The sequence below is a fragment of the Oceanibacterium hippocampi genome (genome assembly GCF_900172325.1).
In the GTDB taxonomy this organism is placed as follows: Bacteria; Pseudomonadota; Alphaproteobacteria; order Sneathiellales; family Sneathiellaceae; genus Oceanibacterium; species Oceanibacterium hippocampi.
The window spans coordinates 11939-24900 of the sequence record NZ_FWFR01000002.1 but is presented as its reverse complement, the minus strand read 5'-3'; the positions used below and the strand labels follow the sequence as shown (position 1 = coordinate 24900).

The following is a 12962-nucleotide window of genomic DNA, read 5'->3' as shown; positions in this document are numbered from 1 at the left end:
GCCGCGCTCAGCCCTTCATCAGGTCGATGTCTTCGACCGCGATCGAGCCGCGATTACGGAAGAAGACCACAAGGATGGCGAGGCCGATGGCCGCCTCGGCGGCGGCGACGGTTAGGACGAACATCGCGAAGACCTGGCCGATCAGGTCGTCCAGATAAGCCGAGAAGGCGACCAGGTTGATATTGACCGCGAGCAGCATCAGCTCGACCGACATCAGGATGATGATGACGTTCTTGCGGTTCAGGAAGATCCCGAAGATGCCGAGCGTGAACAGTATCGCGGCGACCGTCAGGTAGTGTTCGAGTCCGATTTCCATGTCGTCCAGCCTGTCCTAAGCGCCCTGCCCCGGTTCCACCTTGCGGATCGCCACCGCGTCCTCGATCGGTCGGTTGACCTGCTCGGAGATGCGCTGCTTGCGGACGCCTTCGCGCTGGCGGTGGGTCAGGACGATCGCCCCGATCATCGCCACCAGCAGGACCATTCCGGCCGCCTGGAAGAGGTAGACATAATCCGTGTAGATGATGTTGCCGAGCGCCTCGGTATTGGAGAGGCCGGCCACCGTCGGCGCGCGCGCCGCGGCGATCGTCGCAGGCTCGATCACCCAGCCGGCCAGCACCAGCAGCAGCTCGATCAGCAGGATGATGCCGATGGCGCCGCCGATCGGCAGATACTGCAGGAACCCCTGCCGGAGCTCGACGAAGTTGATGTCGAGCATCATGACCACGAACAGGAACAGCACCGCGACCGCGCCGACATAGACGATGACCAGGATCATCGCCAGGAACTCCGCGCCGAGCAGCACGAACAGGCCCGCCGCGTTGAAGAAGGCGAGGATGAGGAACAGCACCGAATGCACGGGGTTTCGCGCCGCGATCACCATGAAGCCCGAGGCGATGGTGACGAAGGCGAACAGATAGAAGGCGAGTGCCGCCACGGTCATGTCCTGATGCCCTCCGGCTGGGCTTGATTCGGCATGGTCTTGCGGGTCCGTCGGCTCGTTGTCAGGGTGCGGTCGGGCGTCATCGGTCAGCGGTACGGCGCGTCGGCGGCGAGATTCGCGGCGATCTCGTCTTCCCAGCGGTCACCGTTCGCCAGCAGCTTGGCCTTGTCGTAGAACAGTTCCTCGCGGGTCTCGGTCGCGAACTCGAAGTTCGGCCCCTCGACGATCGCATCGACCGGGCAGGCTTCCTGGCAGAAGCCGCAATAGATGCACTTGGTCATGTCGATGTCGTAGCGCGTCGTGCGCCGCGAGCCGTCATCGCGCGGTTCCGCCTCGATGGTGATGGCGAGCGCCGGGCAGACCGCCTCGCAGAGCTTGCAGGCAATGCAGCGCTCCTCGCCGTTCGGGTAGCGCCGCAGCACGTGCTCGCCGCGGAAGCGCGGGCTCAGCGGCCCCTTCTCGTAGGGGTAGTTGACCGTCACCTTCTGCTTGAACATGTAGCGGAAGGTGAGCGCCATGCCGGCGACAAGCTCGCTCAGGAGCAGCGTGCGGGCATTGCGGTCGAGAAATCCCATCGCCCCTATCTCCCGTGTTTCAGAAGGCGCGGCGCCGGCCGTGCCGGCGCCACCATAACTTTTGACCTGCCAAAGGCAAGTACGCTGGATCGCGTCGCGGCGCTCATTTCGGCACCCAGTCGAAGGCGACCAGGACGCCGGCGGTCAGTGCCACCCAGAACAGCGAGAACGGCAGGAAGACTTTCCAGCCGAGCCGCATGAGCTGGTCGTAGCGGTAGCGCGGGAAGGTCGCCCGGACCCAGACGAAGACGAACAGCAGCAGCGTCACCTTGGCGATGAACCAGAGCGGCCCGGGGATCCAGTTGAACGGCGCGATGTCGAACGGCGGCAGCCAGCCACCGAGGAACAGCACCGTGCAGACCCCGGTCATCAGGATCATGTTGGCATATTCGCCGAGGAAGAAGAGCGCGAACGGCATCGAGGAATATTCGGTCTGGTAGCCGGCCACCAGTTCGGCCTCGGCCTCCGGCAGGTCGAAGGGGTGCCGGTTGGTCTCGGCCAGCGCCGAGATGAAGAAGATGACGAACATCGGGAACAGCGGGATGAAGAACCAGACGTTCTTCTGCGCCATGACGATGTCGGTCAGGTTCAGCGAGCCGACGCAGAGCAGCACGGTGACGATCACGAAGCCGATCGAGACCTCGTAGGAGACCATCTGCGCGGCCGAACGCAGCGCGCCCAGGAACGGATAGCGCGAGTTGGACGCCCAGCCGGACATGATGATGCCGTAGACGCCGAGCGAGGAGATCGCGAACAGGTAGAGGATGCCGACGTTGATGTTGGAGATCACCATGCCCTCGCCGACCGGGATCACCGCCCAGGCGATCAGCGACAGGATGAAGGTCAGCATCGGCGCGAACAGGAACACCGCCCGGTTGGCCCCGGTCGGGATCACCGTCTCCTTGAAGAACAGCTTGGCGCCGTCGGCAAGCGGCTGCAGCAGGCCGAACAGGCCGACCACGTTCGGCCCGCGCCGGAGCTGCATCGCCGCCATGACCTTGCGCTCGAACAGGGTCAGATAGGCGACCGCGACGAGCAGGACGACGACCAGCGCAAGGATTTGCGCGACGATGATGACCAGCGGCAGCAGATAGCCGTCCCAGAATTCAGCCATGGGTGCCCGTCGCCTTCTCGTTGGCCAGATTGAGTGCGCTGCATTCCGCCATGATGCGGCTTGCCCGGGCGATCGGATTGGTCAGGTAGAAATCCTCGATCGGGCTGACCAAGGCCGCGTCGCCAAGTTCGCCGGCGGTGCCGAACTCGCCCCAGGGGTTTTCCGCCACCATGTCGGTCGCCGCGAAGGTCGGCGCGATCTCGGCCATGCGGATGCGGACCTCCCGGAGATCGCGGTAGGCGAGACCGGCCTGGAGCTGGTCGGAAAGCGCCCGGATGATGGTCCAGTCCTCGCGCGCCTCGCCCGGCGGGAAGACCGCCCGGCGGCCGAGCTGCGGCCGGCCCTCGGTATTGACCCAGGTCGCGTTCTTCTCGGTATAGGCGGCGCCGGGCAGGATCACGTCGGCCCGGTGCGCCCCGGCGTCGCCATGGGTGCCCTGGTAGATCACGAAGGCACTGCCGAGCTTCTGCATGTCGATCTCGTCGGCGCCGAGCAGGTAGACGGCGTCGATCTCGCCCGCGGCCGCCCCGGCCAGGATGCCCTGGACGTCGCGCCCACCCTCGCCCGGCACCAGGCCGAGATCGAGGCCGGCTACGCGCCCGGCGGCGTTGTGCAGCATGTTGAAGCCGTTCCACTCCTCGCCGACCATGCCGGTCGCCTCGGCGATCGCCCGGGCGGCGGCCAGCACGGCGGCGCCGTTGTCGCCGGAGATCGCGCCCTGGCCGAGGATCAGCATCGGCCGTTCCGCGTCCTTGAGGCGCTTGGCGAAGGCGTGGCTGCCGTCGGCGATCTTGCCGAGCGTCGCGGCGTCGGTGCCCAGATGCTCGTAGTCGAAGGTCAGGTCGCGGGCCTCGCCGATCACGCCGATGGCGACCTCGCCGGCCAGCCAGCGCTTGCGGATCCGGGCATTGACCAGCGCCGCCTCCCAGCGCGGGTTGCTGCCGACGATCAGGATCGCGTCCGCCGCCTCGATCCCGGCGATGGTCGAGTTGAAGACATAGCCGGCCCGGCAGGAGGCGTCGATCTTCGCCCCGTCCTGGCGGCAGTCGATGTTGGGCGAGCCGAGCCCATCCATCAGGTCTTTCAGGGCAAGCTGGCTCTCGGCGCAGGCGAGGTCGCCGGCGATGGCGGCAATCCGCGTCCCGTCTAGGCCCTTCAGCCGCGCGGCGATCGCCGCGAAGGCGTCAGACCAGCTCGCCGGCTGCAGTTTCCCGTCGCGGCGCACATAGGGCTGGTCGAGACGCTGGCGCTGCAGCCCGTCGACCGCGTGCCGCGTCTTGTCGTTGATCCATTCCTCGTTGATCGCCTCGTTCAGGCGGGGCAGCACGCGCATCACCTCGCGGCCCCGGGCGTCGACGCGGATATTGCTGCCGACCGCGTCCTGCACGTCGATGCTTTCGGTCTTGCGAAGCTCCCACGGGCGCGCGGCGAAGGCATAGGGCTTCGAGGTCAGCGCGCCGACCGGGCAGAGATCGACGACATTGCCGGACAGTTCCGACGTCACCGCCTGCTCGAGATAGGTGGTGATCTCCATGTTCTCGCCGCGATTGATCGCGCCGATCTCCTGGACGCCGGCGATCTCGGTGGCGAAGCGGATGCAGCGGGTGCAATGGATGCAGCGGGTCATGATCGTCTTGATCAGTGGGCCCATGTTCTTCTCGCGCACCGCGCGCTTGTTCTCGTCGTAGCGGCTGCGCCCGCGGCCGTAGGCCAGCGCCTGGTCCTGCAGGTCGCACTCGCCACCCTGGTCGCAGATCGGGCAGTCCAGCGGGTGGTTGATGAGCAGGAACTCCATCACCCCTTCCCGCGCCTTCTTGACCGTCGGCGTGTTGGTATGGATGACCATGCCATCGCCGGCCGGCATCGCGCAGGAAGCGATGGGCTTCGGCGACTTCTCCATCTCGACCAGGCACATCCGGCAATTGCCGGCGATCGACAGCCGCTCGTGGTAACAGAAGCGTGGAATCTCCCGCCCGGCGGCCTCGCAGGCCTGCAGGACGGTCGAACCGGCTTCGACCTCGACCTCGACGCCGTCTACGGTCAGTTTGGGCATTGCTTTCCTCCGACCCCGGGGCTCAGGCGGCCGCGGCCGACTTGGCGTCGTCGATGCGGGCTTCGATGACATGCCGGAAATGGCGAATGAGGCCCTGAACGGGCCAGGCGGCCGCGTCGCCGAGCGCGCAGATGGTATGGCCCTCGACCTGATAGCTGACATCGAGCAGGAGGTCGATCTCCGACTTCTCCGCCTGACCCTTGGCCATCCGTTCGAGCACCCGCCACATCCAGCCGGTGCCTTCACGGCACGGCGTGCACTGGCCGCAGCTCTCGTGCTTGTAGAAATGCGCCAGCCGAGCGATCGCCTGGATGATGTCGGTCGACTTGTCCATGACGATCACGGCGGCAGTGCCGAGGCCACTCTTGACCTCCTTGAGGCTGTCGAAATCCATCAGCACGTTGTCGCAGATCGACTTCGGCAGGCAGGGCACCGAGGAGCCGCCGGGAATGACCGCAAGCAGGTTGTCCCAGCCGCCGCGCACGCCGCCGGCATGCTTCTCGATGAGCTCCTTCAGCGGGATGCCCATCTCTTCCTCGACGTTGCACGGCCGGTTCACATGCCCGGAAATGCAGAAGATCTTGGTGCCGACATTGTTCGGCCGGCCGATCCCGGCGAACCAGCTCGGGCCGCGCCGCAGGATTTCCGGAACGACCGCGATGCTCTCCACATTGTTCACCGTGGACGGGCAGCCCCAGACCCCGACATTGGCCGGGAACGGCGGCTTCAGGCGCGGCTGGCCCTTGTTGCCCTCGAGGCTCTCGATCAGCGCCGTTTCCTCGCCGCAGATGTAGGCGCCGGCGCCGCGATGCAGGTAGATGTCGAAGTCGTAGCCGCTGCCGCAGGCATTCTTTCCGATCAGGCCGGCCTCGTAGGCCTCGTCGATCGCCGCCTGGAGATGGTGCGCCTCGTTGACGAACTCGCCGCGGATATAGATGTAGCAGGCGATCGCGCGCATCGCGAAACCGGCGATCAGGCAGCCCTCGAGCAGGCGATGCGGATCGAAGCGCAGGATCTCGCGGTCCTTGCAGGTGCCGGGCTCGGATTCGTCGGCATTGACGATGAGGTAGTTCGGCCGGCCGTCCGACTTCTTCGGCATGAATGACCATTTGAGGCCGGTCGGGAAGCCTGCCCCGCCGCGCCCGCGCAGGCCGCTTTCCTTGACCATGCCGATCAGCTCGTCCTGGCCGATGTCGAGCAGCGCCTTGGTATTGTCCCAGATGCCGCGCTTCTTCGCGCCGGCGAGGCGCCAGTCATGCTGGCCGTAGAGATTGGTGAAGATCCGGTCCGAGTCCTTCAGCATCACCCTTCCCCCGCCTCTTCCAGAAGCGTCGTGCGGTCGCCCTCGGGCGCCGAATTCAGCCGTTTGACCTGCGGACCGTGCGGCGGCTTCTCGCCGCGCGCCAGCGCATCGAGGACCGCCTCGAAGCTCTCCGGCGTCAGGTCCTCGTAATAATCGTCGTTGATCTGCACGACCGGCGCGTTCACGCAACCGCCGAGGCATTCGACCTCGAGCAGGCTGAACTGGCCATCGGCGGTGGTCTCGCCGGAACGGATGCCGAGCTTGTCGCGAATCACCTTCTCGAGCGCGTCCGAGCCGCGCAGCCAGCAGGGCGTGGTCCGGCAGAGTTGCAGGAAGTGCTTCCCGACCGGCACGAGGTTGAACATCGTGTAGAAGGTCGCGACTTCCCAGACGCGGATGAACGGCATGTCGAGCATCGAGGCGACATGCCGAATCGCCTCCTGGCTCAGGTAATTGTCGTTCTGGCGCTGCGCGAGATCGAGCAGCGGCAGCACCGCGCTGGCCTGCCGGCCTTCCGGGTATTTCGCGATATGCTTCTTGGCGAGCGCCAGGTTCTCCGCCGTGAAGGCGAACGGCGCGGCCGCCTCAGTCGTTGCACTCATCGGTCGACCTCGCCGAAGACGATATCCTGGCTGCCGAGCACGGCCGCCGCATCGGCCAGCAAATGGCCCTTGCACATGAAATCGAGGGCCTGCAGATGGGCGAAGCCGGGCGCCCGGATCTTGCAGCGATAGGGCTTGTTGCCGCCGTCGGAGACCAGGAACACGCCGAACTCGCCCTTCGGTGCCTCGACCGCCGTGTAGGTCTCGCCCGCCGGCACGTGGCAGCCCTCGGTATAGAGCTTGAAGTGGTTGATCAGCGCTTCCATCGAATGCTTCATGTCGGCCCGGCGCGGCGGCACGATGCGCGGCGCGTCGGCCATCACCGGTCCGGTCGGCATCTGCTCGAGGCACTGCCGCATGATCCGGAGCGACTGGCGCATTTCCTCGAGGCGGATCAGGTAGCGATCGAAGCAGTCGCCGTTCTTGCCGACCGGGATGTCGAAGTCCATCCGGTCGTAGACCTCGTAGGGTTCGGCCTTGCGGATGTCCCAGGCGACCCCGGCCGAGCGCAGCATCGGCCCGGTGAAGCCGCGATCGAGCGCCTCGGCCTCGGTGACCACGCCGATATCGACGTTGCGCTGGCGGAAGATCCGGTTCTCGGTCAGCAGGACCTCGATATCGTCGATGATCTGCGGGAAGTCGTCGCAGAATTTCAGGATATCGGCGTCCATGCCGGCCGGCATGTCCTGGTGGACACCGCCGATGCGGAACCAGGCCGCATGCATTCGGGCGCCGGAGACGCGCTCGTAGAAGGCCATGAGGCGCTCGCGCTCCTCGAAGCCCCAGAGCATCGGCGTCGTCGCGCCCACGTCCATCGCCTGCGCGGTGACGTTCAGGATGTGATTGAGGATGCGGGTGATCTCGCTGAACAGCACCCGGAGGTACTTGGCCCGGATCGGCACCTCGAGTTCCAGCAGCTTCTCGGCCGCGAGCACGAAGGCATGTTCCTGGCAAAGCATCGAGACATAGTCGAGGCGATCGAAATACGGCATCGCCTGGAGGTAGGTCTTGTATTCGATCAGCTTCTCGGTGCCCCGGTGGAGCAGGCCGATATGCGGGTCGCAGCGTTCCACGACCTCGCCGTCGAGTTCCATCACGAGGCGCAGCACGCCGTGCGCGGCCGGATGCTGCGGGCCGAAGTTCATCGTGTAGTTCTTGATCTGGACCTCGGCCATCAGACCTTCTCCTCCGCCTTCTCGTCGCCGGGCAGGACGTAGTCCGGTCCCTCCCACGGGCTCATGAAGTCGAAGCGGCGGAATTCCTGGGTCAGCTTCACGGGCTCGTAGACGACGCGCTTCTGTTCGTCGTCGTAGCGGACCTCGACATAACCGGTGAGCGGGAAGTCCTTGCGCATCGGGTGGCCTTCGAAGCCGTAGTCGGTGAGCAGCCGGCGCAGGTCCGGATGGCCGGAGAAGAGGATCCCGTAAAGGTCCCAGGCCTCGCGCTCGAACCAGTCGGCGGCGGAATGGACGCCGATCACGCTCGGCACCGGCGACGCCTCGTCGGTCCGGCACTTGACCCGGATCCGCTGGTTGTGATGCACGCTCAGCAGATTGTAGACGACCTCGAATCGCTCGCGCTCATCCGGATAGTCGACGCCGCAGAGGTCGACCAGCATGGTGAACTTGCAGTTCGAATCGTCGCGCAGGAAGGTCAGGACCCGGACGATCGCGTCGCGCGGCACGACCAGCGCCAGTTCGCCGAAGGCGACACGGGTCTCGCTCACGTCTTGCGGCAAGGCGGCGGCGACGTATTCGCCAAGTTCCTGCAGGGCTTCGCTCATCGGTTTGCCTGATCGCTCTGGTCAGCGGGTAATGGTGCCGGTGCGGCGGATCTTCCGCTGCAACTGGAGAATGCCGTAGACCAGCGCCTCCGCCGTCGGCGGACAGCCTGGAACGTAGATATCGACCGGCACGATGCGATCGCAGCCACGAACCACCGAATAGGAATAGTGGTAGTAGCCACCGCCGTTGGCGCAGGACCCCATCGAGATCACGTAGCGCGGCTCCGGCATCTGGTCGTAGACCTTGCGGAGCGCCGGCGCCATCTTGTTGGTCAGCGTGCCGGCCACGATCATCACGTCGGACTGCCGTGGCGAGCCGCGCGGGACGATGCCGAAGCGCTCGAGATCGTAGCGCGGCATGTAGGCATGCATCATTTCGACCGCGCAACAGGCAAGCCCGAAGGTCATCGGCCAGAGCGAGCCGGTACGCGCCCAGTTGACCAGCTTGTCGGCCTGGGTAACCAGGAAGCCCTTGTCGGAAAGTTCCTCGTTGAGGCCGCGGAAAAAGGCGTCCTGATCGTTCGGCGCCCGGTCCGGAGCGGTCGTTTCGGGACCGGTCTGCGGCGTGGCTCCTACTCCCATTCCAGGGCTCCCTTCTTCCACTCGTAAATGAAGCCGATGGTGAGGATCCCGAGGAACACCATCATCGACCAGAAGCCGAACACGCCGATCTCACCGAGCGAGATCGCCCAGGGAAACAGGAAGGCGACCTCGAGGTCGAAAATGATGAACAGGATCGCGACCAGGTAGAAGCGGACATCGAACTGGTTGCGCGCGTCGCTGAAGGGCTCGAATCCGCATTCGTAGGGCGACAGCTTTTCCTGGTCCGGATTCTGCCGGGCAACGATGTAGGAGGCCGCGACGATAACGGCCGCAAGGCCGACGGCGATCGCCAGAAAAACCAGGATCGGCAGGTATTCTTGCAGCAAGGCTTCCATTGAGACGCGAAGCTCCGGTCGTCAGAAAAAGGACACTGGACAAGGTCCGGTGCCGCCCGCGTATTTCGCGGCCGCAGTATAGTCAGCGGACTCTGCAATGGGAAGGCCGGAATGGCCGGTCGAAGCGTCTGTTGCAGCGCCGAATTCCGGGCGATCGACGGCCCCTGGCGCCGCCACCGCGACGACTGCCGGAACCGGATCTGGAAGCTGGACTGGACGCATTCGCTGACTGTGGGCGCCGCCGGATACGGGATACTGACCCGGCCCCGCCGGCCGGCGCTGAGCCTTGACGGTGTCGGGCTGTCTTGGCGATCTGCAATCGACCGGCGGGCGGGGAAAGTGGCGGGAGTGACGGGACTCGAACCCGCGGCCTCTGGCGTGACAGGCCAGCGCTCTAACCAACTGAGCTACACCCCCGTGCGCCGGGAGCCCGCTTTCTAGTGCCTTGCCCGAAAGCTGTCAAGCAACAAGATTGCCTTTTAGTTCAACTTGTTGCCGCCCTGGTATCGGGCCGTCTTCAGGCCGCCGGAACAGGCGATCTGGTGGGCGGTGACAGGCTCGAACTGCCGACCCTCTCGGTGTAAACGAGACGCTCTACCAACTGAGCTAACCGCCCGCGATATGCGTAAAAAAATAACGGCACACTGCCGCTCGCAACACGCGTGAGCGCCGACCGCCCGTCACGGGCGGTCGGCACGTCGCGATAAGGAGAAACCGTTTTAGTTGACGGCGTCCTTCAGGCCCTTGCCGGCCTTGAATTTCGGCTGCTTGGAGGCCGGAATCTGGATTTTCTCACCCGTCCGCGGATTGCGGCCTTCGGAAGCTGCGCGCGCGGCAACACTGAAGGTACCGAAGCCGACAAGACGGACCTCATCGCCGCCCTTCAGGGCGTCGGCGATGGAGTCGAACACCGCGTCAACCGCCTTGGCGGCATCGGCCTTGGAGATGTCGGCCGTGGTCGATACGCGCGCGACGAGATCGTTCTTGTTCACGTTGTGCCCCCTTTGTTCAGATATATGAGCTTGGCAGTTTCGATGCTCAAAAGGCAGGTAACACTAGTCTGAAGGCCGCAGGCCGTCAAAGGAAAATCGGCAGGATTCTGCCGATTTTGAGCCGGCAGAATCCTGTTCCGACGTTCAGTGCGTTACCACACCCTCTTCGAGTTTCTTTTCCCTGGCGGCGGCCGCGAGCTTGTCGGCGGCTTCCGCCTCGGCGTCCCATTCGATGGGAACGAGAGGTTTGGAAAGGGCTCGCGCGAGAACCTCCCGGGCGTGAGACACGGGGACGATTTCGAGCCCCTTCTTCACGTTTTCAGGGATTTCCGCGAGGTCCTTCTCATTTTCCTTCGGGATCAGGACCGTCTTGATTCCGCCGCGAAGGGCCGCGAGCAGCTTCTCCTTCAACCCGCCGATCGGCAGCACCCGGCCGCGCAGCGTGATCTCGCCGGTCATGGCGACATCGTGGCGGACCGGATTGTCGGTCAGGATCGAGACGATCGAGGTCACCATCGCGACGCCGGCCGACGGTCCGTCCTTCGGCGTGGCGCCTTCGGGCACGTGAATATGGAAGTCGTGATTCTCGAACACCGTCGGCTTCACGCCGATATCGAGACAGACCGAGCGAACGAAGCTTCGCGCCGCCTGCACGCTTTCCTGCATCACATCGCCGAGCTTGCCGGTGATCTGCATCTTGCCCTTGCCCGGCAGCTTGACCGCTTCGATCTGCAGCAGCTCGCCGCCGACCTCGGTCCAGGCCAGGCCGGTGGTCATGCCGATCGTGTCCTCGTCCTCGATCTCGCCGAAGCGGTATTTCCGGACGCCGGAATACTTGTCGAGATTCGCCGGCGTGACCGCGATGGTCTTGCTCTTGCCGGTGAGGATCTCCTTGATCGCCTTCCGCGTCAGTCCGGCCAGCTCGCGTTCCAGGTTACGGACGCCGGCTTCCCGGGTGTAATAGCGGATGAGATCGCGAAGCGCCGCGTCGGTGATCGACCATTCTTCCTTCTTCAGGCCGTGATTCTTGGCCTGCTTCGGAATCAGGTGGGTCTTGGCAATCTCGACCTTCTCGTCCTCGGTGTAACCCGACAGGCGGATGATCTCCATCCGGTCGAGCAGCGCCGGCGGCATGCGGAGCGTGTTCGCGGTGCAGAGGAACATCACTTCCGACAGGTCGTAATCGACCTCGAGATAGTGATCGTTGAAGTTGACGTTCTGCTCCGGATCGAGGACCTCGAGCAGGGCCGACGACGGATCCCCGCGGAAATCGGCGCCGAGCTTGTCGACCTCGTCGAGCAGGAACAGCGGATTGCGCGACTTCGCCTTCTTCATCGACTGCACGATCTTGCCGGGCATCGAGCCGATGTAGGTCCGCCGGTGGCCGCGAATCTCGGCCTCGTCGCGCACGCCGCCAAGCGACATGCGGACATAGTTCCGGCCGGTGGCCCGGGCGATCGACTGGCCGAGCGAGGTCTTGCCGACGCCCGGAGGGCCGACGAGGCAGAGGATCGGGCCGCGAATCTTGTTGGTGCGCTGCTGCACCGCGAGATACTCGAGGATCCGCTCCTTGACCTTCTCCAGGCCGTAATGGTCGCTGTTCAGCACCTGCTCGGCGTGAACGATGTCCTTCTTGACCCGGCTGCGCTTGCCCCAGGGCAACGACAGCAACCAGTCGAGATAGTTGCGGACGACGGTCGCCTCGGCCGACATCGGGCTCATGTTGCGGAGCTTCTTCAGCTCGGCCTGGGCCTTCTCGCGGGCTTCCTTGGAGAACTTGGTCTTGCGGATCTTGTCCTCGAGCTCGGCGGTCTCGTCGCGGCCGTCATCGCCCTCGCCCAGTTCCTTCTGGATCGCCTTGAGCTGCTCGTTCAGATAATACTCGCGCTGGGTCTTCTCCATCTGCCGCTTGACGCGCGAACGGATCTTCTTCTCGACCTGGAGGACACCGATCTCGTCCTCCATCAGCGCGTAGACCCGCTCCAGCCGGTCGGCCACGCCCTCGATCTCGAGAAGCTCCTGCTTCTCGGTCAGCTTGAGCGCCATGTGCGAGGCGACGGTGTCGGCGAGCTTGGAGGAATCGTCGATCTGGTTCAGCGAAACCAGGACCTCGGGCGGGATCTTGCGGTTGAGCTTCACATACTGCTCGAACTGCGAGATCACCGAGCGCGACAGCGCCTCGAGCTCCTTGCCGTCGGTGTCGCTCTCGTCGAGCACCTCGGCATAGGCCTGGAAGAACTCGCTGTTCTCGGCGAACTGGGTGATGCGGGCACGGAACCCGCCCTCGACGAGGACCTTGACCGTGCCGTCCGGCAGCTTGAGCAGCTGCAGGACCGAGGCGACGGTGCCGACACGGTGGATGTCGTCCTGTCCGGGATCGTCGTCGGCCGGATTCTTCTGCGCGACAAGCAGGATCTGCTTGTCGTCCTTCATCACGTCCTCGAGCGCGCGAACCGATTTCTCGCGGCCGACGAACAGCGGCACGATCATGTGCGGAAAGACCACGATGTCGCGCAAAGGCAGAACCGGAAAAACCTGTGTCTTGGCCGGCTGATGCATGAAATTTCCCTTACTGGTCCGGACCGGCCGCCGTCACGACTGCCACCTCTCGGCGGCTCGGACAGCCGGTCCCGGGGAGAAGTACTAAGGCACAGATAACGAC

13 protein-coding genes and 2 tRNA genes are annotated in these 12962 nt (G+C 64.8%); all 15 read right to left on the bottom strand.

The window, feature by feature from the left end:
• Window positions 1-7 precede the first annotated feature (7 nt).
• Window positions 8-316, bottom strand: a complete 309-nt coding sequence (gene nuoK / locus OCH7691_RS11145; protein WP_085883633.1) for an NADH-quinone oxidoreductase subunit NuoK — start codon at window positions 314-316, stop codon at window positions 8-10.
• Window positions 317-331: 15 nt separating this feature from the next.
• Complete coding sequence (locus OCH7691_RS11140) at window positions 332-940, bottom strand: NADH-quinone oxidoreductase subunit J (protein ID WP_085883632.1); 609 nt, start codon at window positions 938-940, stop codon at window positions 332-334.
• 86 nt (window positions 941-1026) lie between these two features.
• Complete coding sequence (gene nuoI, locus OCH7691_RS11135) at window positions 1027-1515, bottom strand: NADH-quinone oxidoreductase subunit NuoI (protein ID WP_085883631.1); 489 nt, start codon at window positions 1513-1515, stop codon at window positions 1027-1029.
• A gap of 103 nt (window positions 1516-1618) precedes the next feature.
• Window positions 1619-2629, bottom strand: coding sequence for an NADH-quinone oxidoreductase subunit NuoH (gene nuoH / locus OCH7691_RS11130; protein ID WP_085883630.1), 1011 nt, complete (start codon window positions 2627-2629; stop codon window positions 1619-1621).
• Window positions 2622-4682, bottom strand: a complete 2061-nt coding sequence (nuoG, locus tag OCH7691_RS11125; RefSeq protein WP_085883629.1) for an NADH-quinone oxidoreductase subunit NuoG — start codon at window positions 4680-4682, stop codon at window positions 2622-2624. Before nuoG ends, nuoH begins: the two co-directional genes overlap by 8 nt.
• Window positions 4683-4704: 22 nt before the next feature.
• Window positions 4705-5985 (bottom strand): NADH-quinone oxidoreductase subunit NuoF, encoded by a 1281-nt coding sequence (gene nuoF, locus OCH7691_RS11120; protein ID WP_085883628.1) that lies wholly within the window; start codon window positions 5983-5985, stop codon window positions 4705-4707.
• The gene (gene nuoE, locus OCH7691_RS11115; RefSeq protein ID WP_085883627.1) at window positions 5985-6587 is read right to left on the bottom strand and encodes an NADH-quinone oxidoreductase subunit NuoE; all 603 of its coding nucleotides are present in this window, start codon (window positions 6585-6587) and stop codon (window positions 5985-5987) included. Before nuoE ends, nuoF begins: the two co-directional genes overlap by 1 nt.
• The gene (locus OCH7691_RS11110; protein WP_085883626.1) at window positions 6584-7762 is read right to left on the bottom strand and encodes an NADH-quinone oxidoreductase subunit D; all 1179 of its coding nucleotides are present in this window, start codon (window positions 7760-7762) and stop codon (window positions 6584-6586) included. Before OCH7691_RS11110 ends, nuoE begins: the two co-directional genes overlap by 4 nt.
• Complete coding sequence (locus tag OCH7691_RS11105) at window positions 7762-8370, bottom strand: NADH-quinone oxidoreductase subunit C (RefSeq protein ID WP_085883625.1); 609 nt, start codon at window positions 8368-8370, stop codon at window positions 7762-7764. The genes OCH7691_RS11110 and OCH7691_RS11105 overlap by 1 nt, the downstream gene beginning before the upstream one ends.
• A 21-nt stretch (window positions 8371-8391) precedes the next feature.
• On the bottom strand, window positions 8392-8952 hold the full coding sequence (locus OCH7691_RS11100; protein ID WP_085883624.1) for a NuoB/complex I 20 kDa subunit family protein: 561 nt from the start codon (window positions 8950-8952) through the stop codon (window positions 8392-8394).
• Window positions 8943-9308: an NADH-quinone oxidoreductase subunit A gene (locus OCH7691_RS11095; RefSeq protein ID WP_085883623.1), complete on the bottom strand. Its 366-nt coding sequence runs from the start codon at window positions 9306-9308 to the stop codon at window positions 8943-8945. The genes OCH7691_RS11100 and OCH7691_RS11095 overlap by 10 nt, the downstream gene beginning before the upstream one ends.
• A gap of 340 nt (window positions 9309-9648) precedes the next feature.
• Window positions 9649-9725 (bottom strand) — tRNA-Asp (locus OCH7691_RS11090).
• A 123-nt stretch (window positions 9726-9848) separates the two neighbouring features.
• Window positions 9849-9924: transfer RNA gene (locus OCH7691_RS11085), tRNA-Val, on the bottom strand.
• A gap of 103 nt (window positions 9925-10027) precedes the next feature.
• Window positions 10028-10324 carry a non-specific DNA-binding protein Hbs gene (gene hbs, locus OCH7691_RS11080; protein WP_281251924.1) on the bottom strand — a complete coding sequence of 99 codons (297 nt, stop codon included), beginning with the start codon at window positions 10322-10324 and terminating at the stop codon, window positions 10028-10030.
• 120 nt (window positions 10325-10444) lie between these two features.
• On the bottom strand, window positions 10445-12859 hold the full coding sequence (gene lon, locus OCH7691_RS11075) for an endopeptidase La (protein ID WP_085883621.1): 2415 nt from the start codon (window positions 12857-12859) through the stop codon (window positions 10445-10447).
• Window positions 12860-12962 lie beyond the last annotated feature (103 nt).